The sequence below is a fragment of the Bradyrhizobium sp. 164 genome (assembly GCF_023073715.1).
Taxonomy (GTDB): Bacteria; Pseudomonadota; Alphaproteobacteria; order Rhizobiales; family Xanthobacteraceae; genus Bradyrhizobium.
Window position 1 is genome coordinate 25357 of record NZ_JADPKA010000029.1, and the last position, 24554, is coordinate 49910.

At 64.0% G+C, this 24554-nt stretch carries 21 protein-coding genes and 1 tRNA gene; 13 read left to right on the top strand and 9 right to left on the bottom strand.

Annotated elements, in window-relative coordinates; translation table 11 throughout:
• Positions 1–14: 14 nt before the first annotated feature.
• Positions 15–1379 (top strand): MFS transporter, encoded by a 1365-nt coding sequence (locus IVB01_RS11200; RefSeq protein WP_247275705.1) that lies wholly within the window; start codon positions 15–17, stop codon positions 1377–1379.
• 179 nt (positions 1380–1558) lie between these two features.
• On the opposite strand, the gene IVB01_RS11205 is transcribed toward IVB01_RS11200, so the two are convergent.
• The 4 genes from IVB01_RS11205 to IVB01_RS11220 all read right to left on the bottom strand — a co-directional run bounded on the left by IVB01_RS11205 (position 1559) and on the right by IVB01_RS11220 (position 7308).
• Positions 1559–2809 (bottom strand): arsenic transporter, encoded by a 1251-nt coding sequence (locus IVB01_RS11205; protein WP_247275706.1) that lies wholly within the window; start codon positions 2807–2809, stop codon positions 1559–1561.
• A gap of 10 nt (positions 2810–2819) precedes the next feature.
• A complete protein-coding gene (locus tag IVB01_RS11210; RefSeq protein WP_247275707.1) occupies positions 2820–4118 on the bottom strand; it encodes an MFS transporter in 1299 nt (432 codons plus the stop codon).
• An 83-nt stretch (positions 4119–4201) separates the two neighbouring features.
• On the bottom strand, positions 4202–4642 hold the full coding sequence (locus IVB01_RS11215; RefSeq protein WP_247275708.1) for an EamA family transporter: 441 nt from the start codon (positions 4640–4642) through the stop codon (positions 4202–4204).
• A 188-nt stretch (positions 4643–4830) separates the two neighbouring features.
• Positions 4831–7308 carry a PAS domain S-box protein gene (locus IVB01_RS11220; RefSeq protein ID WP_247275709.1) on the bottom strand — a complete coding sequence of 826 codons (2478 nt, stop codon included), beginning with the start codon at positions 7306–7308 and terminating at the stop codon, positions 4831–4833.
• Positions 7309–7513: 205 nt separating this feature from the next.
• Between IVB01_RS11220 and IVB01_RS11225 the strand changes: the two genes are divergently transcribed.
• The 4 genes from IVB01_RS11225 to IVB01_RS11240 all read left to right on the top strand — a co-directional run bounded on the left by IVB01_RS11225 (position 7514) and on the right by IVB01_RS11240 (position 12013).
• Complete coding sequence (locus IVB01_RS11225) at positions 7514–8584, top strand: putative zinc-binding peptidase (protein WP_247275710.1); 1071 nt, start codon at positions 7514–7516, stop codon at positions 8582–8584.
• A 190-nt stretch (positions 8585–8774) separates the two neighbouring features.
• The gene (locus IVB01_RS11230) at positions 8775–10790 is read left to right on the top strand and encodes an acetyl/propionyl/methylcrotonyl-CoA carboxylase subunit alpha (RefSeq protein WP_247275711.1); all 2016 of its coding nucleotides are present in this window, start codon (positions 8775–8777) and stop codon (positions 10788–10790) included.
• Positions 10791–10850: 60 nt separating this feature from the next.
• On the top strand, positions 10851–11717 hold the full coding sequence (locus tag IVB01_RS11235; protein ID WP_247275712.1) for an isocitrate lyase/PEP mutase family protein: 867 nt from the start codon (positions 10851–10853) through the stop codon (positions 11715–11717).
• Positions 11714–12013 (top strand): acylphosphatase, encoded by a 300-nt coding sequence (locus IVB01_RS11240; protein WP_247275713.1) that lies wholly within the window; start codon positions 11714–11716, stop codon positions 12011–12013. The genes IVB01_RS11235 and IVB01_RS11240 overlap by 4 nt, the downstream gene beginning before the upstream one ends.
• A 255-nt stretch (positions 12014–12268) precedes the next feature.
• On the opposite strand, the gene IVB01_RS11245 is transcribed toward IVB01_RS11240, so the two are convergent.
• Positions 12269–13789, bottom strand: coding sequence for a PAS domain-containing sensor histidine kinase (locus IVB01_RS11245; RefSeq protein ID WP_247275714.1), 1521 nt, complete (start codon positions 13787–13789; stop codon positions 12269–12271).
• Positions 13790–13946: 157 nt separating this feature from the next.
• Positions 13947–14801, bottom strand: a complete 855-nt coding sequence (locus IVB01_RS11250) for a LysR substrate-binding domain-containing protein (RefSeq protein ID WP_247275715.1) — start codon at positions 14799–14801, stop codon at positions 13947–13949.
• 110 nt (positions 14802–14911) lie between these two features.
• Between IVB01_RS11250 and IVB01_RS11255 the strand changes: the two genes are divergently transcribed.
• On the top strand, positions 14912–15334 hold the full coding sequence (locus tag IVB01_RS11255) for a 4-oxalocrotonate tautomerase family protein (RefSeq protein ID WP_247420552.1): 423 nt from the start codon (positions 14912–14914) through the stop codon (positions 15332–15334).
• Positions 15335–15391: 57 nt separating this feature from the next.
• Here IVB01_RS11255 and IVB01_RS11260 read toward each other — a convergent pair whose 3' ends face one another.
• Positions 15392–16105, bottom strand: coding sequence for a DNA helicase (locus tag IVB01_RS11260; protein ID WP_247275717.1), 714 nt, complete (start codon positions 16103–16105; stop codon positions 15392–15394).
• A gap of 171 nt (positions 16106–16276) precedes the next feature.
• Entirely contained in the window at positions 16277–17026 is a 750-nt protein-coding gene (gene lipB, locus IVB01_RS11265) for a lipoyl(octanoyl) transferase LipB (RefSeq protein WP_247275718.1), read from the bottom strand.
• Between the two features lie 98 nt (positions 17027–17124).
• On the opposite strand from lipB, the gene IVB01_RS11270 reads away from it, so the two are divergent.
• From IVB01_RS11270 to IVB01_RS11300, 7 genes are all read left to right on the top strand, one after another.
• The gene (locus IVB01_RS11270) at positions 17125–17367 is read left to right on the top strand and encodes a FliM/FliN family flagellar motor switch protein (RefSeq protein ID WP_011088012.1); all 243 of its coding nucleotides are present in this window, start codon (positions 17125–17127) and stop codon (positions 17365–17367) included.
• A 179-nt stretch (positions 17368–17546) separates the two neighbouring features.
• Positions 17547–17631 (top strand) — tRNA-Leu (locus IVB01_RS11275).
• Between the two features lie 266 nt (positions 17632–17897).
• Positions 17898–18545: a response regulator transcription factor gene (locus IVB01_RS11280; RefSeq protein WP_247275719.1), complete on the top strand. Its 648-nt coding sequence runs from the start codon at positions 17898–17900 to the stop codon at positions 18543–18545.
• Between the two features lie 164 nt (positions 18546–18709).
• On the top strand, positions 18710–18994 hold the full coding sequence (locus IVB01_RS11285) for a circadian clock KaiB family protein (RefSeq protein WP_247275720.1): 285 nt from the start codon (positions 18710–18712) through the stop codon (positions 18992–18994).
• Positions 18991–20481: a circadian clock protein KaiC gene (gene kaiC / locus IVB01_RS11290; protein WP_247275721.1), complete on the top strand. Its 1491-nt coding sequence runs from the start codon at positions 18991–18993 to the stop codon at positions 20479–20481. The genes IVB01_RS11285 and kaiC overlap by 4 nt, the downstream gene beginning before the upstream one ends.
• Positions 20482–20520: 39 nt before the next feature.
• Positions 20521–22401, top strand: a complete 1881-nt coding sequence (locus IVB01_RS11295) for a response regulator (RefSeq protein WP_247275722.1) — start codon at positions 20521–20523, stop codon at positions 22399–22401.
• 162 nt (positions 22402–22563) lie between these two features.
• Entirely contained in the window at positions 22564–22773 is a 210-nt protein-coding gene (locus tag IVB01_RS11300; protein ID WP_247275783.1) for a hypothetical protein, read from the top strand.
• A gap of 142 nt (positions 22774–22915) precedes the next feature.
• Here the strand turns inward: IVB01_RS11300 and IVB01_RS11305 are convergent, their stop codons facing one another.
• Positions 22916–24478: a winged helix-turn-helix domain-containing protein gene (locus IVB01_RS11305; RefSeq protein ID WP_247275723.1), complete on the bottom strand. Its 1563-nt coding sequence runs from the start codon at positions 24476–24478 to the stop codon at positions 22916–22918.
• Positions 24479–24554: the final 76 nt, after the last annotated feature.

The following is a 24554-nucleotide window of genomic DNA, read 5'->3' on the forward strand; positions in this document are numbered from 1 at the left end:
AGGAAGGAACACACATGTCGACGATGGCGATGCCACAACCGAGCGCGAGCGAGGCCGCGGTCCGCTACCTCATCACGAACTACAGTCCCAAAGGCAACAAGGTCGGCTGGCTGATGATGGCCTCGATCCTGGTCGAGGCCTGGGATCTGTATTCGATCGCCTTCGTGCTGATCTTCATCAAGGAGCAGTACAATCCCGATCCGCTGATGCTGGGCCTCGCCGCAGCCGGCACCCAAGGCGGCGCCCTGATCGGCGCGCTGCTCGGCGGCTGGCTATCCGACAAGATCGGCCGCCGCGTCATGTTCCTGGTGACGATGGTGATGTTCATCGTGCTGGCATTGGCGCAGGCGTTCGTGCCCAACGTTGCCTGGCTCGTCGTGATCCGCTTCCTGCTCGGCATCCCGCTCGGCTCGGACATTTCGACCGGCTACACCTACATCATGGAATCCATGGCCAAGGGTGAGCGCGAGGTGATGGGCAACAGGTGGCAGTTCATGTTCGCGGTCGGCGAGGTCCTGACCATCGGCGTCATCGTGATCTTCCTGCTGATCGACATGAACCACGAGATGCTGTGGCGCGTCACGCTCGGCCTCGGCGCGGTGCCGGCGCTGATCATCCTGATCATGCGCCACGACGTACCGGAGACGGCGGTGTGGCTGGTGCAGAAGGGGCGCTACCGCGAGGCCAAGCAGGTCGCGCGCGAGATGTTCAACGACAATCTCGACATGCTGCCGGACCGGGACGTCGAGGTGCCGAAGGTCTCGACCCGCGCGTTCCTCGCCGATCTCAAGAAGGATCCGATCCGCTGGCGTGCCACCCTATATGGCTGGATCGCCTGTTTCGCGCAGGCGAGCGAGTTCTCGACCTTCGCGTTCTACCTGCCGGTGCTATTCGTCATGGTCGGCGTGTCGAGCGTGCTCGGCAATAATCTGGTGACGATGGGGCTATTCAGCTTCGCCGCTCTGTCGGGGTGGGTCGGGCCGCTGCTGACGCCGAAGATCGGCCATCGCGGCATTGCGATCGCAGGCTTCTCCATCGTGCTGGTGTCACTGCTAGTCGCTGCGTTTGCGCTCTTCACGGACAACAAGATGCTGCTGCCGTTCGCCGCGGCCGGCATGCTCTGGGGCCACTATTGGGACGCGTCGAACTGCATGACCATCCCGACCATGGTCGCCCGGCCGCGATACCGCGGCACCGCCAGCGGCTTCGCCTATATGTTCGTGAAGCTGCCGTCGTTCCTGGCGATCTTCCTGTTCCCATCGCTGTTCGCGGCGATCGGGCAAGCCAATGCCACCCTGTTCGTCGCAATCTTCCCGGTGATCGGATTGCTGGCTGCGATCTTCATCCTGCCGGAGGTCTACGGCTACGAGAACGACTGACGAAGCACGACCTGGTCGCGGCGTCATCGCCGCGATCGGGCCGGACGGTCACGGGCTCAGAAGACCGGATCGATCCCACCTCACGGCCGAGCAGGCCGATCGTCTGCCGCAGCGTCGCCGGCCGCATTGATCTACCGCAAATAGCTCGCACCTGATTTCGAAAGCTGCGTCTGGCTTCCTTACCAGATTGCCGCCGCCAACGCCGCGATCAGTGCGGGCGGGGTCACCAGCAGGCCGAGCTTGAGGAATGGCCAGGCGCCGACCTCGATCTTCTCGCGCCGGAGCGCAACCAGCCAGAGGATGGTGGCGAGCGAGCCGGTCACCGACAGATTGGGGCCGAGGTCGACGCCGATCAGGATGGCGCTGACAACGGGCGCGGGCAGATGATCGCTGGCGGCGACGGAGCCGGCGACAAGGCCGACCGGAAGATTGTTGGCGATGTTGTCGGCGAGCGCGGTGGCAATGCCGACGCTCCAGGCGGCCTGCGGGACGGATTGCGCCACCGCTTGGTGCAGCAGCGCGCTGAGCTGCGCGATCACGCCGGTCTTCACCAGCGCCTCCACCATGACAAAGAGCCCGCCGACCAGCGGCAGCACGCTCCAGGAGACGCCGCGCAGCACGGGCATAGGCGATTGACGGTTGATCAACAGCACGGCGGCCGCCGTCGCGGTCCCGCAGACGAACGTCGGCAAGCCCAATTGCAGATCGAGCGCAGAGGCCCAGATCAGCACGATGCCGATGGCGCCGATGCCATAGGCGGTCAATCGGCCGCCGCGTCCGAGTTTCGGTTGAGGGACACTCGTTTCGATCGTTTCCTCCTTCAACTCGCGGTGCAGCGCAAGGCGCAATGCGACATAGGTGAAGCCGATCGAGGCGAGTGACGGCAGCGTGAACTGACGCAGCCATGCTCCAAGATGCGGCATGTGCTTGCCGAAGACCACGAGATTGGCCGGATTGGAAATCGGCAGCACGAAGCTCGCGGCATTGGCAATGAAGGCGCAGACGAACAGATAGGGCAGCGGCTTGGCGCCGGCCGCGCGAGTGGCGGCGTAAACGGCCGGCGTCAGCACGATCGCGGTGGCGTCGTTCGAGAGCAGCACCGTCACCAGCGTGCCGACGAGATAGATCAGCAGGAACAGCCGCTGCGGAGAGCCGCGTGCATGCTCGACGGCAAAGGCGGCCAGATAGTCGAACAGGCCTTCGAGCCGTGCCAGCTCGGCGATCAGCATCATGCCGATCAGAAACAGATAGACGTCGACACCCTTCTCGATGCCGGTGAGCGCATCCCGCCACGGCAGGAAGCCGAGGAGCACGAGAGCGGCGGCACCGATCGCTGCCCAGATCGCCTCGGGCAGGCGAAAAGGGCGGATGATCACGCCTGCGGTCGCAGCGACGATGATGCTCCAGGCCCAGATGGCGTCAGACGGCACGTTTCAGTCCTCAAGGTGAACCAGATCTATTCGGCAGCGATAGCCGATGCGGCGCAGCTGTCTTCCCCCGCGCGCACAGATCGCCGTCTGCGATTTGCCGCGTCTGCGGTAGCGCGAAGAAGCAGATCACGGCGCCGATCGCCGCCACAGCGCCAAGCGAGATGAACGCTGCATGGTAACCCGCGCGGACCACGACCAGGCCTGCCAGTGTCGTCGATAGTGCAGCTCCAATGCTCTGAGCGGTGATGACCGCGCCCTGCGCGACGTTGAAGCGGCCGGTGTTGCGCATGAGGTCGGCGACGATAACCGGAAAGATCGCGCCGAAAATGCCGGCACCAACACCGTCCAGAAGCTGCACACCGACCAGCCAGAACGGATTGTCCGAGAGCGTATAGAGGATGCCGCGGATCGGCAGGATCAGCAGCGCGGCGAGGAAGAAGCGCTTGTGGCCCCAGCGGTCGGCTTTGGCGCCGACCAGCATCGCGAACGGTACCATCACGACTTGCGCGGCGACGATGCAGGCCGACATCAGACTGGTGCCCATGTTCTTGTCCTGCAGCGCGAGCTTCTGGCCGACCAGAGGCAGCATGGCCGCGTTCGAGAGGTGAAACAGCACGACGCAGAGCGCGAAGACGAGCAGGGGGCGGCAGGTCAGGAGCACGCCGAGGCCCGAGGGGTGGTCGGGCAGATTGTTCGCGTGAGCGTGGTGCAGGCCGCGAGCAAGATCGTGGTCAATGGCTCGTTCGGGGATCGCGACAATGCTGGCGAGGCTCGCAATCGCCATGGCGCCGAGCAGGTAAAACACGACGGTCGGGCCGAACCAATAGGCGAGGACGCCTGCCAGACCCGCAGCGACAGCGTTGCCGGCATGGTTGAAGGTCTCGTTACGGCCGATCCGCCGGGTAAAAGCGGCATGGCCGAAGATGCCGAGCGAGACGGCGGCGATTGCAGGCGGAAAGATGACAGCGGCGGCCTGGGCAATCCCCTGCGAGATCGCGACTGGCCCGAAGTTCGGAAACAACGGCAGCGATAGCGAGGCAAGGGTCACCATAATGGCGGCTATCACCATCGCGAGCCGCTTCCTCGGCGTTGCATCGACCAGCGCACCTGCCGGCGTCTGCGCTACGATGCCGGCGATCGTTGCAATCGACATCACGAGCCCGATGCGCGCCTCGTCCCAGCGCTGCTCGGTGAGGAGATAGACGGCGAGGTAGGGCCCGAGCCCGTCGCGCACGTCGGCGAGGAAGAAATTGGCCGCATCGAGCGCGCGGCCGGCGTGCCTCGCTTGATCGGAGTTTGCGCTCGACATCGGATCTCTCGGCCGAGGCTCAAGGTGGCCCCGGCAGCAACCTTCGTGTTGCCGGCCTGGTTCCGCGGATCACGCCGGGCTCCTCAAAACTTGACCGCGAGCAGCACCGCGCCGCCGCCGATCATGGCAATGCCAAGCCAGCCCTGAGCCGTCGGGCGCTCGCCGAGAAAAGCGAAGGCGAACAGCGCGATCAAGACGACGCTGAGCTTATCGATCGGCGCGACCAGCGTTGCGGGCCCGAGCTTCAGCGCTCGGAAATAGCACAGCCAGGACGCGCCGGTCGCAAGCCCCGAGAGCACCAGGAATAACCAGGTTCTCGACGAGACCGCTGAGGGCATGGCGAACTGGCCGGTGCAGAGCAGCAGCACCGATAATGCGAGCAGGACCACGATGGTGCGGATACAAGTGGCGAGGTCCGGATTGATATTCTCGACGCCGACCTTGGCAAAGATCGCGGTCAGCGCGGCAAAGCAGGCGGAGAGGATCGCCCAGGTCTGCCAGGCGGAGAGGAGCGCGGGTTTCATCAGGGTCTTTACGTGTGGCGGCTGATCATCGTTGTGCGGGCAATTGCAGCCTAACACTCAAATGTCGTCTCGGCGAAGGCCGCGACCCACAAGCACGAAAAGGTGTTTGGCGAAGAGCGACGATGCGTGTGCCACAAGGGAAATCACGCGGTATGGATCCCGGCTTTCGCCCGGACGCCGAAAGAGGTTCACCGTGCCATCGACAGCTTCTCCGTGATCGCCTTGCGCAGGATGCGCGAGAGCGATTCCACCGAATACGGCTTCTGGATCAGCTCGAAGCCGCGATGGGCGTTCTCGGCGAGCACGTTGCTGTAGCCAGAGGTGAGCACGACCGGCAGACCCGGATACTGCTCGCGGATGACGCCGGCGAGCTCGACGCCGTTCATGCCGGGCATGATGACGTCGGAGAAGACGAGGTCCACGGCGAATTCGTTCTCGTCGAGGATGGTCAGCGCCGCATTGGCATTGGCGACGCGGCGGACGACGTAGCCGAGATCCTCCAGCAACTCGGTGGAGAAGCGGCCGACCTCGTCGTCGTCTTCGACCACGAGGACGCGATAGCCGCGCCCGGTGGCCGCCGCCTCATAGGTCAGTGCCGCTGCTTCCTTGTCCGTTACAGGGCTCTGCGCCCGCGGCAGATAGATGGTGAAGGTCGCGCCTTTGCCTTGCGCGCTCGTCACCGCGATGTCGCCCCCGGATTGTTTTGCGAAGCCGAAGGCTTGGCTGAGCCCGAGTCCCGTGCCCTTGCCAACCTCCTTGGTGGTGAAGAAGGGCTCGAATATCGAGTCGAGATGTTCCGGCGCGATGCCGCGACCCGTGTCGCTGACCGAGATGGCGATGTAGTCGCCGCCGCGCGGCGATTGTGCGCGCAGGCTCGGAATGCCCTCGACCTTGCGCACCGCGATGATGAGGCGGCCTTCGCCATCCATGGCGTCGCGGGCGTTGACGGCGAGGTTGATCAACGCGGTCTCGAACTGGGCGATGTCGGCCAGGGTGAAGCAGCGGGTATCGTCAATCTCGACCGCGATGTCGATGCGGCCCCCGACCAGCGGCCGGATCAGTTGCGCGATGCTCTCGACCTGGCTGCCGACATCGAAGATCTGCGGCTTGAGCGGCTGCCGCCGCGCGAATGCCAGCAGCTGCGCCGTCAGCTTGGAGGCGCGCTCGACCGTCTCGGAAATGGCGTCGACATAGCGGCGGCGGCGCTCCTCCGGCAGCTCGCGGCGGCGCAGGAAGTCGGTCGCCGAACGGATGATGGTGAGGAGATTGTTGAAGTCGTGCGCGACGCCGCCGGTAAGCTGACCGATCGCCTCCATCTTCTGCGACTGCCTTAGCGCTTCCTCGCCGCGCCGGCGCTCGGTGATGTCGACGGCCTCTGGCACGGCACCGGTGATGTTGCCGTGGCGATCGAGCACCGGACGCATGCCGAAGTCGAAATCGCGCTCGCCGACGGGAAGGTGCAGGCGCATCTCGAGCCGCACGGCTTCGCCCTTGAGCACCCTGTCGAAGGCCTCTCGCACGGCAGCACTCATGCCGCTCGTGCCGGTGAACCAGGGCGTCTCCCACAACGGCTTTCCGATCACGTCCGAGGAATTCGCCTTGATGCCGGCGAGCGCGGTCTTGTTGGCGTAAAGCAATTCGCCCGTGAGATTGACGAGGCCTTGATATTGGTTACTGGTCTCCAGGATCGCACGCAGACGCGCCTCGTTGGCTTCGAGCTCGGCGGTACGCTGGGCGATGCGCTCTTCCAGAGTCTCGTTGAGCTGCCGGAGCTCGATCTCGGCCTGCTTGGCCGCGGTGATGTCGTGGGCGACGCCGATGAAGCCGATATGCTTGCCAGTCGGATCCCAGCGCGGCTGCGATTCCGAGCGCAGCCAGCGCCATTCGCCCTTGGCATTCTTGTAGCGCGCTTCCAGCACGAACGGCTTTAGCGAAGCTTCGCCCTGGACGGATTGCTGAAGCACGTGCGGCAGGTCGTCCGGATGCAGCACCTTGCGCCAGTCGAAATCGATGGCCTGATCGTAGGGCAGGCCGACGAAATCGACATAGGCCTGGTTGGCGAAGGACCGCTTGCGGTCGAGCTTGGTCACCCAGATCGGCACCGGCGCGCTGTCGGCAATCAGCCGAAAGCGCTCCTCGCTCTCGCGCAGCGTCTCGCGCGCGAGCATCTGGTCGGTGATATCGATATGGGCGCCGACGAGCCGAATGGCGCGGCCGTCCCTGTCGCGCTCGATCTTGGCGACGACCCGGATCCAGCGGGTCTCGCCGTCGCTGGGACGGATGATGCGGTATTCGGCAGTGTAGTCTTGGCTCGTTCCGGCGAGAGCCTCGAAGAAATGGCTGACGGTCGCGTCGCGGTCCTCGGGATGGATGCGGTTGACCCAGTCCTCGTGCGTCTCGTCCGTGGCCTCCGGAGGCAGCCCGTGGATCATCAGATATTCGGGCGAACGGCGGTTCTTGAACCCTTCGCGGAAGTCGACCTCGACGCCGCCGACCTTGCCGATGCGCTGGATGCGTGCGAGCTCGGCCTCGCGCTCCTGAAGCGCGCGATAGGCGTTGTCGCGCTCGCGCGCGACGTCTTCGAGGTGCTGGCGCAGCCTTTCGGCAGCGAGGGTCTCGGGCAAAGGATCGGTCAAGGCGTCGGCCGTTGTCATGCAGGTGCGCACGTGCCGGACCGATATTCACACAGACGGAGCGTGATGGCCATCGCTTAGAGGGGAATATGCAGGTAAGGCGCAGGATGACGGAGGATATGAACGAACGCCTCCGCTGGCTATTTGTTCCTGACGTTGGAACGATGGGCCCTCTGCGCGCCTATCTGCGAGGCGCCACAACTCATTCACAAGCCTTCCTTTCCGAAGAGGCTAAATCTTGAAGCTCTTTGTCTGCCAAGCCTGCGGCAACGTCCTGTATTTCGAGAACCGCGCTTGCGAGCGCTGCGGCCACCGCGTCGCCTTCCTGCCGGAGAAGGAGACGATGTCGGCGATCGAGCCCGACGGCGGGGCCTGGAGGACGCTGGTCGACAAGGCCGAAAGCCGCATGCTGTGCCGTAATGCCGAATACGATTCCTGCAACTGGCTGACGGATACAGGTAACGGCACGGGTTATTGCCGCGCCTGCCGTCACAACGGCATCGTGCCGGATCTGTCGGATCCGGCGCAGCTCGCCGGCTGGCGCGAGCTGGAGGTGGCGAAGCACCGGCTGTTCTATTCCCTGATCCGCTGGAAGCTGCCGCTCCAGACCCGGCAGGACAATCCCGCGCATGGGCTGATCTTCAATTTCCTCGCCGACGATCCGCACAGCGGAGAGAAGATCATGACCGGCCATGACAACGGCCTGATCACGATCGCGCTCACCGAGGCCGACGACCTCGCGCGCGAGCGGCGCAGGCTCGAGATGGGCGAGCCCTACCGGACGCTGCTCGGGCATTTCCGCCACGAGGTCGGGCATTATTTCTGGGACGTGCTGGTGCGCGACGGGGACAAGCTAGACCAATTCCGCGCGATGTTCGGCGACGATTCGGCCGATTACGGCCAGGCCCTGCAGCGTCATTATGCCGAAGGCGCGCCGCCGAACTGGCAGCAGAACTACGTCGCGGCCTATGCGACGATGCATCCGTGGGAGGACTTTGCCGAGACCTGGGCGCACTATCTCCACATCGTCGACACGCTGGAGATGGCCGCCGAGTTCGGCATGGAGGTACGCCCCAAGGTCGACCGCGACGGGGAGCTGACGGCGCGCATCCGTTTCGACCCCTACGAGGCCCGGGATGTGGAAGCGCTGGTCAACGCATGGTTGCCCTTCACCTTCGCCATGAACAGCGTCAACCGCGCCATGGGCCTGCGCGACCTCTATCCCTTCATCCTGTCGCCCGCGGTGGTCGCCAAGCTTGGCTTTGTTCACGGCCTCGTGCGGGACGCGGCCAAGGCCGGGAAGCTGTAGGTGGTGCCAGGGCCAGCCGGCTCCGTTGCGCAAGCCCATTCCGGTCTTGCGCTGGTACGCCAGAGGGGAGGGATTTAGACCGTTGCCTCCGGCCCATTTTGATGTACCACGGGAGCCACACGGCCCGTTTCCCATAGGCCCCAGCGGCCAGGTAAGGGGTCCCCGCCCAAGGTCGAGACTCAAGAAAAGCATGTTCAAACGCATTCTGATCGCCAATCGCGGCGAAATCGCCTGCCGGGTCATCAAGACTGCCCGCCGGATGGGAATTCAGACCGTTGCGGTCTATTCCGAGGCCGACCGCGATGCCCTCCATGTCGAGATGGCCGACGAGGCCGTGCTGATCGGCCCACCCGCTGCGGCCGAGAGCTATTTGGTGATCGAAAAGGTCGTGGACGCCTGCCGCAAGACCGGCTCGGAAGCGGTGCATCCCGGCTACGGCTTCCTGTCCGAGCGCGAGGCGTTTCCGCGTGCGCTGGCGGCGGCCGGCATCGTCTTCATCGGCCCGAACCCCGGCGCGATCGCGGCGATGGGTGACAAGATCGAATCCAAGAAGGCGGCTGCCAAGGCCAAGGTCTCGACCGTGCCGGGCCATCTCGGCGTCATCGAGGACGACAAGCACGCGGTCCGCATTGCCGACGAGATCGGCTATCCCGTCATGATCAAGGCCTCCGCTGGCGGCGGCGGCAAGGGCATGCGCATCGCGCACTCCAAGGCCGAGGTCGCCGAGGGCTTCAATCTCGCCAAGGCCGAGGCCAAGGCCTCATTCGGCGACGACCGCGTCTTCGTCGAAAAATTCATCGTTGATCCCCGCCATATCGAGATCCAGGTGCTGGGCGACAAGCACGGCAACGTGATCTATCTCGGCGAGCGTGAATGCTCGATCCAGCGCCGCAACCAGAAGGTCATCGAGGAGGCACCGTCGCCGCTGCTGGACGAGGAAACCCGCCGCAAGATGGGCGAGCAGGCGGTCGCGCTGGCGAAAGCCGTGAACTACGATTCCGCCGGCACCGTCGAGTTCGTCGCAGGGCAGGACAAGAGCTTCTACTTCCTGGAGATGAACACGCGCCTCCAGGTCGAGCATCCCGTCACCGAACTCGTGACCGGAATCGATCTCGTCGAGCAGATGGTCCGCGTTGCCGCCGGCGAGAAGCTCGCCATTGCGCAGAAGGACGTCACGCTGACCGGCTGGGCGGTTGAATCGCGCCTCTATGCCGAAGATCCGTTCCGCAACTTCCTGCCTTCGATCGGGCGCCTGGTGAAATATCGCCCGCCGGCGGAAGCCAGCCAGGATGGTATCACCGTGCGTAACGACACCGGCGTCCAGGAGGGCGGCGAGATCTCGATCCATTACGATCCGATGATCGCCAAGCTGGTGACCCATGCCCCCTCGCGCGCGGCCGCGATCGAGGCGCAGGCGACAGCGCTGGATTCCTTCTATGTCGACGGTATCAGGCACAACATTCCGTTCCTGTCCGCGCTGATGCACCATCCGCGCTGGCGCGAGGGACGGCTCTCCACCGGCTTCATCGCCGAGGAGTTTCCCAAGGGCTTTGCGGTGCGCGTGCCCGAAGGCGAGGTCGCGCGGCGGATCGCTGCGGTCGGCGCCGCCATCGATCATGTGCTCGGCGAGCGCAAGCGGCAGATCTCGGGCCAGATGGGCGGCCGCATCGTGCAGCGCGAGCGCCGCCGCGCAGTCTGGCTCGATCGCCAGGAGATCCTGCTGGAGGTTGCGCGCGAGGGCGAAGCAATCACGGTGCGTTTCGTCGATGCGGACGGCAAGGCCGGCAATGCGCATCTGCTGCAATCGCCGTGGAAGCCCGGCGATCCGGTCTGGCAGGGCACCATCGATGGACAGTTCGTCGCGCTGCAGGCCCGCCCGATTGCCAACGGCATTCGTCTCGCGCATCAGGGCGTGGAGGTGCCCGTCTATGTCTGGACCGAGGCGGAAGCGGCCTCGGCCCGGCTGATGCCAGTGACAACGGCTTCCGACACCGGCAAGAAGCTGCTCTGTCCGATGCCGGGCCTCGTGGTCTCGATCGCCGTGAACGAGGGGCAGGAGGTCAAGGCCGGCGAGACGCTCGCCGTCGTCGAAGCCATGAAGATGCAGAACGTGCTGCGCGCCGAGCAGGACGGCACTGTGAAGAAGATCCACGCCAGCGCCGGCGCGACCCTCGCGGTGGACGCGCTGATTTTGGAGTTTGCGTGAAGCGCGCCGGAGCGCAACGCCAGACGCTCCTCAGGATGAGGAATGGAGAGTGAGGCAACCATGGCCTTTCGTTCCCGCCGCGAGAAACTGCGATCGATCCTGTCGGGCTCGGCTTGCGTCCATCCCGGCTCGGTCTACGACGCTATCTCGATCCGCATTGCCGAGGACCTCGGTTTTCCGCTCGGCATGTTCGGCGGTTCGGTGGCCTCGCTCGCCGTGCTCGGCGATCCCGACGTCACGCTGATCACGCTGAGCGAGCTTGCCGAGCAGATGCGGCGGATGTCGCGCGCCTCCGCGCTTCCCGTCCTCGTCGATGCCGATCACGGCTATGGCAACGCGCTGAACGTGCGCCGTACGGTGCAGGAGCTGGAGACGGCGGGGGCTGCCGGCCTCACCATCGAGGACACGCTGCTGCCGGCGGCGTTCGGCGAGGCGAAGACGCAACTGATCCCGCTCGAGGAAGGCGTCGGCAAGATGAAGGCGGCGCTCGACGGCCGCAGCGATCCCTCGCTCGTCATCATGGGGCGCACGGGAGCTGCCTCGATCACGTCCATCGAAGATGCGATCCGGCGCGCCATGGCCTATGAAGCCACCGGCGTGGACGCGCTGTTCTTCACCGGCATCAGGTCGCACGCGGAACTCGCGGCCATCGCATCCGCCACGCACCTGCCGCTCGTGCTCGGCGGCGCGCCGGAGGAATTGAACGCTACCGACTATCTCGAGAGCCAACGCGTGCGCATCGCGCTGCAGGGCCATGCGCCGATCGCGGCTGCAACGCAGGCAGTGTACGAGACTCAGAAGGCATTGCGTGAGGGCACGGCACCGAAAGCGCTGAAGGGATTGCCCACATCGGAACTGACCAGCCGCGTCATGCGCGAGGCCGATGTGAAGGCGCGCAGCGCCGATTATCTTGGACCGAGAAAATGACGCGGGCGATCCTCCAGGTCGTGATCCGCGGCCGCGTCCAGGGCGTCGGCTACCGCGCCTGGGTCGAATCCCAGGCGGCTGCATGCGGTCTCGAAGGCTGGGTCCGCAACCGCCGTGACGGCAGCGTCGAAGCGCTGTTCGCGGGGACGCCCAAGCACGTCGCCGACATGGTCGCGCTGTGCCGCCACGGCCCGCCGTCCTCGCGCGTCGACAGCGTCACCAGCGAGACTGCGGGTGCCGAGGAGCTGAACCTGCGCCGGGCAGGGGAGGCGTTTTCGGTGTTACCGACGGCGTAGGTGTGCTCCCGCTCCCCGGTTGCGGCAAGCTATCGCATCTTGAGAGCGTTTCCCTGCGGCCATCCTTCGAGACGCCAGCTTAGGCGGGCTCCTCAAGGATGAGGATGGAATGCGCGGCAGCAGTTTCAACGAGCACCGAAGCCGATTAGCCTCATCCTGGAGAAGACTGCGCAGAGGGTCGTCTCGAAGGGACGAGGCGCGCAATCAGAACGCCGCCATGCGATTGCCCTGCCGCAAGCGGGGAGAGGTGAGCAATCACCGCGGCAGCTTGGCGATCGCCTCGCTGAGCTCGTGGATCTCGTAGGGCTTGCGCAGGATCGGGAAATCGCCGCGCACGCCGGCGGCGACCTCGCTATAGCCGGTGGCGAGCAGGATCGGCAGGCCGGGCCGGATCTGGCGCAGGTGCTGGGCGAGGCCGAGCCCGTCCATCTTGCCGGGCATGACGATGTCCGAGAATACGAAGTCGACGCCGTTCTTCTCGATCTCGAGCAGCGCAGCTTCGGCATCGGCGACCCTGCGCACGCTGTAGCCGAGCTGTTCCAGCAGGCCGACGCTGACGGAGGCGACGTCCGGATTGTCCTCGACCAGCAGCACCGTGCCGCTGCCGCGGAACGATGATGCTCCCGCCGGCTCGCGCGATGGCGCGTCGTCCGCGCGCGGCAGCAGGATGGTGAACGTGGTCCCCTTGCCAAGCTCGCTGGCGACCTTGATCGTGCCGCCCGCCTGGTGGGCAAAGCCGTGCACCTGGGAGAGGCCGAGTCCGGTGCCTTTTCCGATCGGCTTGGTCGTGAAGAACGGCTCGAAGATCTTGTCGAGGACGTCATCGGGAATGCCGAACCCGGTATCGCTGACGTCGATCGCGACGAAGTTGCCGGCGAGCGTGGGCTCATGGAGTACGACGTTGTGCGCACCGATCGTCACCGTGCCCCCGTCGGGCATCGCATCGCGGGCATTGATGACGAGGTTGAGCAGCGCGGTCTCGAGTTCGGAGACGTCGGTCTTGATCGGCCACACTTCGCCGCTGATGTCGAAGACCAGACGCACGGAGCTGCCGACGCCGGCATCGAGCACCTCGCGGATCGCCGCGATACGCTCGGCGAAATCGACCGCCTGCGGATTGACGCTCTGTCGCCGTGCGAAGGTGAGGAGCTGGTTGGTCAGCGCCGCGCCGCGCTTGGTGGCGGTCTCGATGGCCGAGATCGCGCGCTGAACCTTGGCCTCGTCGTCAGTGCCCCTCTTCAACATGTGGAGGCTGCCGCTGATGATCATCAGGAGATTGTTGAAATCGTGAGCCACCCCTCCGGTGAGCTGGCCGAGCGCATCGAACTTCTGGGATTCGGCGAGCTGCTTCTGCATCACCTCGAGCTTGAGCTGCGTATTGCGGCGTTCGGTGATGTCGCGCGTGATCTTGGCGAAGCCGACCAGCTCGCCGTCCTCATAGATCGGATCGATCACGACGCTGGCCCAGAAGAACGTGCCGTCCTTGCGGACACGCCAGCCTTCCTCCTCGTAGCGGCCCTTTTCCCGCGCGATGCCCAGCGCCCGCGCCGGTTTGCCGTTGGCGCGGTCGGTCTCGGTGTAGAAGCGCGAAAAATGTTGGCCGAGGATTTCCCCGGGCGAGTAGCCCTTTATGCGCTCGCCACCGATGTTCCAGCTCGTGATGATCCCGCTGGGGTCGAGCATGTAAAGGGCGTAGTCGGCAACGCCTTCAACCAACAGCCGGAAACTGCGTTCGCTCTCGAACAAGTCTCTCTGCTGACTAGACTTTTTAACCATTCCGGACCCCGCCTCGACGGGGGCAAACGCCCGAGGCGCCGGATGGTTCCCCCAATCTGGGACATTTTTAGGCAAACATCGGGGGGCGTATGCAAATCGGCCGCCGCTCACGAGACGCTGCGCAGCGCGTTCGAGGCCATCTTGTGAGCGTTCGGCCTCAAGCCGCCGTGCCGCTCCGGAACGTCGCCGTCACTGCACGCAGCGCCGTAAGCTTAGCGGGATCGCTAACCTTGGAATGCAGCATCACTTTCGAGCTGCCGAGTTTCGGCAATTTGTGTGCCGGCCCGATGTCGACCAGCCCGGGAGGCGCAATCCGCCGCGCCAATGGCGCGACCGCGAGGCCGGCAAGCGCGGCCGCGACGGCTGCCGTGACGCCACCGCCGACGAAGCGCTCGCGCCAGGCGATGCCGGCCTTGTCGAGTGCGCGGACGGCAACGGCGCGGACGCCGCAAGGTGGGGCGAGCGTCGCAAGCGGCAACGGCTCACCCTTCCGTAGCGTGAAGCGTCTTGCGGCGAACCAGCCGAACTCGTCCTCGGCCAATTTTTCGCCGCCGCGACGGCTGCCCTCCTGGCGCACGATCACCGCATCGAGCCGCCCCGCGTCATAGGCATCCTGCATCTCGCGCGAGAAGCCGATGGTGACGGCGAGGGTGAGATTCGTAGACATCGCGTGCAGGCGTTCGAGCAGTGGGACGAGTTCGGGCCCCGCCGCATGGTCGGAGATGCCGAGCGAGAGCGTCTGCGCGACTGAAGCCTCACCTGACAGCGCCCGGTCATGCGCCTCCATCAGCGCGCTGGCACGATCGCGGAACGCGGCGCCCTCGGCGGTGAGCCGGACCGCGCGCGGCGAGCGTTCGACGAGACGCTTTCCGAGCAGCGTCTCCAGCCGCTGCAGCTTCAGGCTGACGGCCGCCTGTGTTGTGCCGAGCGCCTCCGCGGCGCGGGTGAAGCTCTGGAGCTCGGCGACCAGCAGGAAGGCCTGGACGGTGGCGATGTCGAGGACGGCTGTCATCACAAGTCGTTATCATTGATATCATCAACGATAACATACCAAAATGGCGAAGGGAGATCTAGCTTCTCATCAACGCCGCGCGACCTGCGCGGCTCCGGAGGAGAACATCCATGCCCCTGATCACCGTGTCCTACACCACATCCCGCCAGTCGCCCTCGCTGAAGGCCGACATTGCGAACGCCGTGTCCGAGCTCACCGCAACGATCCTGCACAAGGACCCCAAGGTGACTGCCATCATCGTGAAATCGGTCGATGCAAGCGACTGGTTCGCCGGCGGCAAGTCGCTCGCCGAGCAGAAGCTTGCGAGCTACTGGATCGACATCCACGTCAGCGAAGGCACCAACACCAAGGACGAGAAGGCGGCCTATCTCGCTGCCATGTTCAGGCGCATGGCCGAGCTTTTGGGCCCGCTGCATCCCGAGACCTATCTGCACGTCGACGAGGTCAAGGGCGATGCCTATGGCTTCGGCGGCCTCACTCAGGAGCGCCGCTACATCGCCGGCAAGCTCGAGGTCCCGCTCAAGGCGGCGTGATGCCGGAGGTCGCGGGTGACGATCTCACCCGCGGCACGGACCGGACATGGAGGATGGTCAGCTCGCGAGCCGGAGCTGAACTTCGGAGTTGTTCAGAAAGCACATCTTGTCGAACAGCTTCAGGTCCAGCGGATTTGGCAGCCTGACATCGCCGAGATCGGGGCATGGCTTGACGGAGGGGTCGTAGGATCGATTGATCTGCGAAATGAAGACGACGACCAATCCCCTGTCGTGTGCGAACGATTTCAGTGCGCGCACCTGAACGGAGAGGTCCGGCTTGTCCCGCCTCTGATCGAGCAATTGCAGATAGTCTATCACCACGACCGTGCCGCAGGGAGCTGCGGCCATTTGCTTGACGACGTAGTCGGCGCTGATGGCGTCGGAGCAATCGATCTCGAACAGCCTGTCGAATTGTGCGGGGTCCACGCCGATCGCGCGGAGGCGGTCCAGAACCTCTTTCTCGGTATATTCGAGCGAGAAGAACGCAGCGCGATGGCCCGACCGCATTGCCTCCACCGCAAGCTCGAGGCTCATCAGGGTTTTGCCGTGACCAGGACGCGCGCCGACCAGCACCAGGTCGCCCGGCCGGAATTGCGAGAATAGCCTGCTGGCCGGCGTCACCGCCGCCGCCTTCGCCGCGAGCATGCTCCAGGCCGAAAACCCCTCAATCGTCGCGATGCGGTCAAGCGCCTCGTGAAGCGGAATGCCTCGCTCGCGGGACATGCGTTTCGCCTTGCGCTTCAGATGATAGATGGGCGCAGATAATTTCATCGCGAGAACCTCCCATTGCGAGCATGATCGCAACCCCTCCTTATGCCTGGCGCTCGAACAGTCGGTCGAAGATCAATTCGCCCGGTATGAAGTCTACTTTCCCGGCGGAGGGGGGGAGGTGTGGGCGACACCGAAACAAGCATAGCTGATTCCGCGAAGACCACGGAAGCGTCAGACCGCCGCTTCCGGCACCAGCGCGCGTGTCGGCCCGAACAATTGCTCGAACGCCTGGCGCAGCGCGATGTCGACATCGGCCATGGCCACGAGCTGGCCGAGATCGACCAGCGAGGTGACGCCATAGCGGGGATCGGCGACGCCGCAAGGGATGATGCCGGCGAAATGCGACAGCTCCGGCTCGACGTTGATCGCAATGCCATGGAATGACACCCAGCGTCTCAGCCGGACGCCGATCGCCGCGATCTTGTCCTCATGCTCTGGCCCCTTGTCCGGCCGCCTGACCCAGACCCCGACCCGGTCCTCGCGCCGCTCGCCGCGCACGTTGAAGGCCGCCAGCGTGCGTAGAATCAACTCCTCCAGGCTCGCCACATAGGCCCGGACGTCCGGCCGGCGGCGCTTGAGGTCAAGCATGACATAGGCCACCCGCTGGCCGGGGCCGTGATAGGTGAGCTGGCCGCCGCGTCCGGTCGCAAATGTCGGGAATCGTGGATCGAGCAGGTCGGATTCTTTGCCCGAAGTGCCGGAGGTGTAGAGCGGGGGATGTTCGAGCAGCCAGACCAGCTCGGCAGCCTCGCCCGCGGCGATCGCCGCGACTCGGGCCTCCATGGCGGCTACCGCGTCCGGATAGGGCACCGGAGCGTGCGAAATAAGCCACGTGACGGGCTCGCCGCCGGCGGCGGAAAACGACGCCAAATCGAGCCCGTGACGCGGGTTTTGGCGGGGGTTTTCAGGCGAATTAACCATTGGCTAACCATAACGTGGTGATCATGACCGGAGCAAATGCCAAGTTCTTTGGTTCAAAGTCCTTTGGTTCACAGTCCCAAGTTGCGGCGGTCCTGACAGTGCCCACTCTCGATAAAGTCACCGTGGATCTCATGGTCGTCCTCGGGACGACCACCATGCCGATCCATCAGGTATTACGTCTTTCCCGCGGCGCCATCATCGAACTGGACGCAACCGAGGCCGACGAGGTCAAGGTTTTGGCCAATAATTTGCCGGTCGCCTCCGGCGTCGTGCTGGTCGATCGCAACCGGATCGCGGTCGAGGTCAAGCAGATGCTGCCGCGCACGCCGGGGACGCGGTAGCGCCCCGGGGACGAGGTAAAGGCCTGGGCACGGGCTGAAGCCAGATCCCAAGGGAAGGGGCATGAACTTTCCTGCCTTGTGGAATTCGGGGCCTTTGCAGGCTTGTATCCCCCTGATGGATTTGTTAGATCGGCGGCCGCTGATCCGGCCAGCCTAAGACCTCAGGCCGGCATCTCCTAGCGCTCGTGGCGGAACTGGTAGACGCGCTGCCTTGAGGTGGCAGTGGGTAACACCGTGGGGGTTCGAGTCCCTCCGAGCGCACCACACCCACATATTCGGAGCGTCCGGAGCGGTCGCTTCGTCTGCGGACGGCTGGTCGAATATTCATCCCCTTTGTCCGGTCCACGAATTCAGGCCGGACGCCCCACCAAAAGCGCCATTCACGCGGGTCCGCGAGCGAACCCGCTCGCATCAGGCCACGTTAGCGCAGAATTACCAGTCATTTGGTACGAAGGAACTAGTTCCGGGGGCGGGCGTTATCCAGGCAAATCCAAGCAAGTCGAATTCCGCAACCAGAGGGGAGCCAGGCCATGGGCCGAATGGCGAGCGATGATGCGCGCGAAAACGAACCTTGGACCGCGATTTTGTCTGCTCTCGAGAACGGCGCCATCGTGGTCGATAGGAAGGGAAACCTCGTTTGGGTCGATGAGAAGACCCGAAGTCGGCTGGATGGAAGTCTCAAGAGCCTTGAGCTGCCCCTTCGGAGGCCGGCAGGTCAAAGCATCGATTGCTTCGTTTCGGTTCGAACGCTGACGCTGTCGGATGCGCCGACCGCCATCTGCATCATTCAGGAAACGGAAGAGGCAAACCAGGACACGATGTCGGCGATCGAGTCGGTCCTGGCAGATACAACGTCTTTTGCCCGAACCATTATCGAGAAGCTGAAGGGTGTCCGTATCGCTCAACCGAATCCTTCTGTGGCGGATATCGAACTGCTCACCGATCGCGAGCGGGAGATTCTTGGACTGATCTGTCAGGGCAAGAGCGACCTGCACATGAGCGAGCAGCTGCACCTGTCCCAGAACACGATCCGCAACCACGTTGCATCGCTCTATCGCAAGATCGGCGTCAATCGGCGAAGCGCGGCAATCCTTTGGGCGCGTGAGCGCGGGATCACCAACGAGGCTTTGGCGGAGGCAAGACGGCGGCGACCGCGTGCGGATCGAGCGGAACGTTAGCCGCTACTAGTCGCCTAGTATTTCTCTCTCTCTTGCGCTCCGGGGAACCATGTTGTTCCTTCGGAGCGCAGGCTTGTTGAGCGACCGAAGACCGCCGGAGGGGCGAGCAGTGGCAGCTTTGGTTCGGCATTGGCCCGACGATCAAAAAAGTAAGGCTATGTCCGGTGGCTGCTCCGCTCGTGCTACGACTCTACATTGCGGGTAACTCGGCGAGCTCCCGCCGCGCCCAGCAGAATCTTGAGCGCCTTCGCGCCTCGGTGAGCAGCAAAGGCTGGGACGTCGAGATCATCGACGTGCTCACGCGTCCTGATCTCGCCGACCGCGCCGGCATCATTGCCACGCCGACCCTTTCGTACGAGGACGGCCCTCGCTCCCGTCGCATCGTCGGAGACCTCAGCGATACCAAACGCATCCTTGAATTCATGGGAATCGAAGGAGATCACGCATGACCGCCCAGGATAGCGGCCAAGACGGCGACCAGGAGACCGAGATCTCCAGCGTACTGGAGCGGGTCAGGACCGGCGTCGATGCGTTCGATGAATTGGTGATGGGTGGGCTCCCGCGCGCCCGAACGACGGTCGTCGGCGGCACGCCTGGAAGCGGCAAGACGGTGTTCGCCACCCAGTTTCTCGCGCACGGCATCGAGACGTTCAACGAGAACGGCGTGCTGGTCACGTTCGAGGAGCCGCCCGCCGATATCGAGGCCAATATGAGCGGGTTCGGCTGGGAACTGGCAAAGTGGCGGAAGGCCGGTCGCCTCGCGTTCGTCGACGCGAGCCCACCGAGCACGGACGAACTGGTCATCGGCGACTTCGACCTGGAGGGGCTGCTGTCCCGAATCATGCATGCAGCCAGGAGCGTCAACGCCAAGCGCGTGGTGCTGGACTCACTCACTCAGCTTTTCGATCATTTCATCAGCGATCCCAAGATACTGAGGCGCGAGCTGTTTCGCATCAGCACGGCCTTGAAGAAGGCGGGCCTGACCGTGCTGATGACGGCGGAGCGAAACAGCGAATATGGAGAGATCACGCGGCATCGGCTCGAGGAATTCGTCGCCGACAATGTCGTCATCCTGCGTAATCTCCTCTACCGAGAGAAGCGCCGGCGGACGATCGAGGTGCTCAAGATGCGAGGCAGCCATCACGCGGAGGGCGAGGCGCCATTCACGCTGTTGACAGGACGCGGGGTCGTCGCCATTCCGCTGTCGTCTCTCCGGCTCGAGCAACAGTCCAGCACCGTGCGGGTCACCAGCGGAAATTCTGCAATCGACGAGATGTGCGGCGGAGGCTTCTTCCGAGACAGCGTGACGCTCGTGAGCGGAGCCACAGGCACCGGAAAGACGCTGCTGGTCACGAATTTTCTCGCAGGCGGCGTCGAGGCCGGGGAAAGAGCCATTCTGTTCGGATACGAGGAGAGCAAGGGCCAGCTCTTCCGAAATGCCACGGGCTGGGGCGCCGATTTCGCGCGGATGGAGGCGGAAGGAAAATTGAAGATCGTTTGCCTGTACCCCGAAGCCCAGGGGCTGCCCGATCACCTGTTGACGATCCAGGCGCTGGTTGACGAATTCAAGCCCAACCGAATTGCCGTCGACAGCCTTTCGGCCCTGGAGCGAATTGCCCCCGAGACCGGCTTCCGCGAGTTCCTGATCAGCCTGACATCCTTCATCAAGAAGCGGGAGATCGCCGGTTTGTGCACGGCGACCAGCAAGTCTCTGGTGGGCGGCGAAAGCGCAAGCGAGCAGCACATTTCCACCATGACCGACTCCATAATTCTGCTGCGATACATCCAGGAGCAGGAGATCATGCATCGCGGGCTGATGGTGTTGAAGATGCGCGGCAGCGAGCATGCCAAGGAGATCCGGCGTTTCACGATAGACGGCGCCGGCATGCATTTGGGTGAGCCGTTCAGTCGGGCTCCGAACGTATTCAGGGAATGAGCTCGCCGACGCATTTCACATGGCCGCTTCAGGTGAATCATGAGCATAGCGGGTCCGTCCACAAAGCCGGCGATCGATCAGTCCGAGGTCCGGTTTCTGATCGAAAAGAATGCCGACGGCATCATTGTCGTCGATGAATCCGGCGTCGTGCTGTTTGCCAATCCGGCCTCGGAAACGATCTTTGGCCGCCCGATCGGATCGTTGATCGGATCACCCATCGGCATTCCCTTTGTCGTGGACGATATGACCGAGATCTCGGTTCATCAGCCGGGCGCACGCGTCATCGATGCGGAAATCCGCACGGTTGAGACGACTTGGGATGGCCGGCCTGCGCGCCTTGCGAGCATTCGCGACATTTCGAGCCGCAGAGCCACCGAGGAGCGTCTGCGCCATGCCGCCAAGATGGAGGCAGTGGGTCGGCTGACCGCCGGCATCGCACACGATTTCAACAATCTGCTAACGGTCGTGCTCGGAAATCTGGAAAGCGCCATGCGCGTGACTGCAGGAGCCGACAGCCGGATTGCCAATGCGCTCGAAAATGCCGCGCGGGGTGCCCGGCAGGCCGCGCAGCTGACGGCGAAGCTGCTGAGTTTTGCCCGCCAGAAGCCGCTGGAGGCCCGACTCGTCGATCTCAAGGAGCTGATCTCGAGCTTGTCCGATCTGCTGCAACGGACGCTCGGAGAGACGATCGTCGTCAGAACGACGGTCGCAGAGGATCTTTGGCCGGTCGAAGTGGATCCGACGGAGCTGGAATCGGCGATTCTGAACTTGGCCGTGAACGCGCGAGACGCGATGCCGGAGGGCGGAAGTATCGCAATTGAAGTGACGAATATCGATCGAAAGCTCGCCGATGAAACCCGCGAGGATGAAGGGCGGCTAGGCCCTCACGTCCTCATCGCCGTGACCGATTCAGGCTGTGGAATGACTCCTGACGTGCTCAGTCGCGTGTTCGAGCCTTTCTTCACGACAAAGCCGGATGGAAGAGGAACGGGGCTGGGCCTCAGTCAGGTCTACGGCTTTGTGAGGCAGAGTGGGGGCCACATCACGTTGTCAAGCAAGCCAAATGGCGGAACAAGGATCGAGATCCTGCTTCCGAAGGCGGCGGCGCAATCCGACGCTCTGCCGCCGCCGCAAGCCTCAAAGCAAGACAGCCCGTTTGTCCTCCACTCCCGAGAGGGCGAAACCATCCTTGTCGTTGAAGACAACGAGGATGTGCGGGCTTTCACGAGCAACAGCCTCCGCGAGTTCGGATATGTGGTGATCGAAGCGAGCGACGCGCATTCGGCGCTGAAGATACTCGAGCGCGGCGCAAGGGTCGACCTTCTGTTCACGGATCTTGGCCTTCCCGGCCAGCTCACCGGCAAGGACCTCGCCGAGTGTGCTCGTGCGCATCGCCCCGGGTTGAAGGTTCTCATCACCACCGGCTACGCCGGTGACGTCCTCATTCGCGAAGGCCGCCTCGAGGCCGGCACCAGACTGCTCAGCAAACCGTTCTCCTCGGCGGAGCTTGGTGGCAGGGTGCGCGAACTCTTGAACCAGGGAAACGCCCCCACGCGGCGCGTCCTTGTCGTCGAAGACGAATTCCTCTTGAGCCTGCTGCTCACGGACATGCTCTCGGAGAGGGGCTTCGTCACCGAGGCCGCGACAAGCTTCGAGGAGGCAGTCCTGAAGGCGAGAAGCACGCACCACGAGCTGGCGGCCGCCGTGGTCGATCTCGGGCTTCCCGACCGACCCGGAGATGGACTGGTTGAGGAGCTTCGGGCCCTGCGGTCAGACCTGCCCATCGTCCTGACAACTGGCTACGCCGATGACGAGATTCGGCAACGCTTCGCGCCTGCGGCGCGACTTGAAATTCTGACCAAGCCCTTCGACGTGGATCAGCTGATCGCCGCGCTTGAGCGAATGGAGGTTCACTCGTAGATGCTGAATGTGCAGCTGAACTCCGTGAGCAATTCCCTGTATTTCATGCCGGTTTTATGGGATTTCGTAATTGGAACCAGGCTTCCCTCGGGCCGTTAAAGGCCCATCTTGCCGGACGCTCCTGCACTTCGGCCGGCAATATTCGCAGCGAGGAGAGTGGCGATGGCAAGTGCGGCAGATCGTGATCCCCGACACCATACACAGAAGATGCAGAAGGCTCTCCGCGATATCCGGAGCCATTTGCGCGAGGACATCGAGAAGGTCGACGAACCGCAGTTGAAGGCGATGTTCGAAACGTCCGCCGAGGTTTTGGGCGGCCTCGAGAAGGCTTTCAAAGACTACGAACAAAAGAACGAGAAGGCATGGCGCTGATCACAGCACGGTGCGGCCCCATTCACGGCAGGGCTATCGCATATGAAGGAAGCGTGGCGGATAGCTCGCCGCGGTCTCGTTTGGCGGCCGAACTTCATGGCCTTGCTCGGCGCGAGCGTCGCAACAGGAGCGCCGCGTGCTGTCAGCTGGTGAGGCCCGCTTTGCGCAAACCATCGAGAAAGTGCTCGCGGTCGGCGGGATCGCGATAGCGGTCGGCTCGGGCCCGGGCCAAGTCGAGTGTCTTCGCGGGTGCGGCCTCGCCACGCGCGTTAAGTTCTCGACGCCGCTCGCTGACGAATGCCTCTGCTTCGGATCGGGCCTCGTTGAGCCGTCCGATCTGCGCATAGCAGGCCGCGAGGAGAGCGTGTGACCACCTATCGAGCGATCGCGCCTCCATCAACGCATTGACCGCCTGCGTATACTCGCGGCCCGAATAGAGGGCGAGCGCGTGATACCAATGGTACAGGTTGGGCGGAAAGGGATTCAGCCGTTTGGCTGACCCGATCCATAGGAGCGCCTCGCGCCAGCGTCCCCAGTAGACCAGAATGTTGGCGAAGACGGCGACGACGTCGGCATCGTTTGGATTGAGTGCGAGAGCTCGACTGAAATGGATTTCGGCCTTGGCGTCTTCATTCAGCAGGAACAATAGCTGTGCGAAGACGCCATGAGTCCAGGCGTCGCCGCCGTCGATGTCGAGCGCGGTCTCGATCTCGCGAAGCGCCTCGTCCAAAGTCGCGATGGTCGGCGATTCGAGAAACGCGTCGCAGACCATGGTCCAGGCGATGTTGACGTGGGCGCGGGCATATTGCGGGTCGAGCGCGACGGCGTTCCGGAAATACTCCCTGGCTTCGGCCATGCCCTTCACGGTCAGCTGACGCCACCGCTCGTTCCCCAGTAGAACCAGATCGTAGGCGGTCACGCTGGCGGTCGGCTTGCGTCGGGCGATCTCGCGGCCGGCGTCCTCAAGCCGGCCCGGCAGAGCCGCGACGATGGCCCTGACGATCTCGTCCTGGAGCGCGAAGATGACATCGAGCTCACGGTCGTAGCGCTCGGTCCAGAGATTATAGCCGCTCGTGGCGTCGAGCAGTTGAACGGTCGCCCGCACCCGGCTGCCGATCTTGCGCACGCTGCCCTCAGCGACATACCTGACGCCAAGCTCGCGGCCGACGCGCTTGATCTCGGGAGGCTTTTCCTTGTAGGCGAAGCTGGAGTGGCGGGCGACGACGAACAGCGACCTGAACCGCGATAGTTCGGCGATGATGTCGCCTGTGATGCCGTCGGAAAAGTAATCCTGCCGGGGGTCGCCGCTCAGATTCGAGAACGGAAGCACTGCAAGTGACAGCCTATCGGACCCTGCAGGCGCCGATGAGGCAGGCTGGCCGGCTCCAAAGTCGATGGCGACCGGCGGCCCGACATAACGGTAGCCGCGGCGCGGCAGCGTCTCGATCCAAGCCGCGCCCCTGTCGCCGTCGGCAAATATTCGCCGCAGGGCGGCGATCTGAACCGTCAGATTGCTCTCCTCGATCGCAAGCCCCGGCCACGCCGCCTGCATCAATGCGTCCTTGGAAACCGGTGTTCCGGCCCGTTCGATCAGGAGCCGCAGCAGCACCACGGCGCGCCGACCGAGCGCGACCGGTTCGGCCTCGCGAAACAGCATCTCGGCCTCTGCATCGAGCCGGTAGGGACCAAATTCGTGGGTGGTCATCGCCTGGAGACTACATTTTTCGCGACTTTTTCGGAACTGATTTAGGACCTCCGGGAAGCGCGGGATCATGCTGCGG

Excerpts from the sequence above, each read along its gene's own strand:
- IVB01_RS11280 (WP_247275719.1), top strand. The coding sequence starts at position 17,898 with ATGGGCCGAATGGCGAGCGATGATGCGCGCGAAAACGAACCTTGGACC.
- IVB01_RS11305 (WP_247275723.1), bottom strand. The coding sequence starts at position 24,478 with ATGACCACCCACGAATTTGGTCCCTACCGGCTCGATGCAGAGGCCGAG.
- IVB01_RS11215 (WP_247275708.1), bottom strand. The coding sequence starts at position 4,642 with ATGAAACCCGCGCTCCTCTCCGCCTGGCAGACCTGGGCGATCCTCTCC.
- IVB01_RS11260 (WP_247275717.1), bottom strand. The coding sequence starts at position 16,105 with ATGAAATTATCTGCGCCCATCTATCATCTGAAGCGCAAGGCGAAACGC.
- IVB01_RS11200 (WP_247275705.1), top strand. The coding sequence starts at position 15 with ATGTCGACGATGGCGATGCCACAACCGAGCGCGAGCGAGGCCGCGGTC.
- IVB01_RS11255 (WP_247420552.1), top strand. The coding sequence starts at position 14,912 with ATGCCCCTGATCACCGTGTCCTACACCACATCCCGCCAGTCGCCCTCG.
- IVB01_RS11240 (WP_247275713.1), top strand. The coding sequence starts at position 11,714 with ATGACGCGGGCGATCCTCCAGGTCGTGATCCGCGGCCGCGTCCAGGGC.
- IVB01_RS11210 (WP_247275707.1), bottom strand. The coding sequence starts at position 4,118 with ATGTCGAGCGCAAACTCCGATCAAGCGAGGCACGCCGGCCGCGCGCTC.
- IVB01_RS11245 (WP_247275714.1), bottom strand. The coding sequence starts at position 13,789 with ATGGTTAAAAAGTCTAGTCAGCAGAGAGACTTGTTCGAGAGCGAACGC.
- lipB (WP_247275718.1), bottom strand. The coding sequence starts at position 17,026 with ATGGTTAATTCGCCTGAAAACCCCCGCCAAAACCCGCGTCACGGGCTC.
- IVB01_RS11300 (WP_247275783.1), top strand. The coding sequence starts at position 22,564 with ATGGCAAGTGCGGCAGATCGTGATCCCCGACACCATACACAGAAGATG.
- IVB01_RS11235 (WP_247275712.1), top strand. The coding sequence starts at position 10,851 with ATGGCCTTTCGTTCCCGCCGCGAGAAACTGCGATCGATCCTGTCGGGC.
- IVB01_RS11250 (WP_247275715.1), bottom strand. The coding sequence starts at position 14,801 with ATGACAGCCGTCCTCGACATCGCCACCGTCCAGGCCTTCCTGCTGGTC.
- IVB01_RS11230 (WP_247275711.1), top strand. The coding sequence starts at position 8,775 with ATGTTCAAACGCATTCTGATCGCCAATCGCGGCGAAATCGCCTGCCGG.
- kaiC (WP_247275721.1), top strand. The coding sequence starts at position 18,991 with ATGACCGCCCAGGATAGCGGCCAAGACGGCGACCAGGAGACCGAGATC.
- IVB01_RS11295 (WP_247275722.1), top strand. The coding sequence starts at position 20,521 with ATGAGCATAGCGGGTCCGTCCACAAAGCCGGCGATCGATCAGTCCGAG.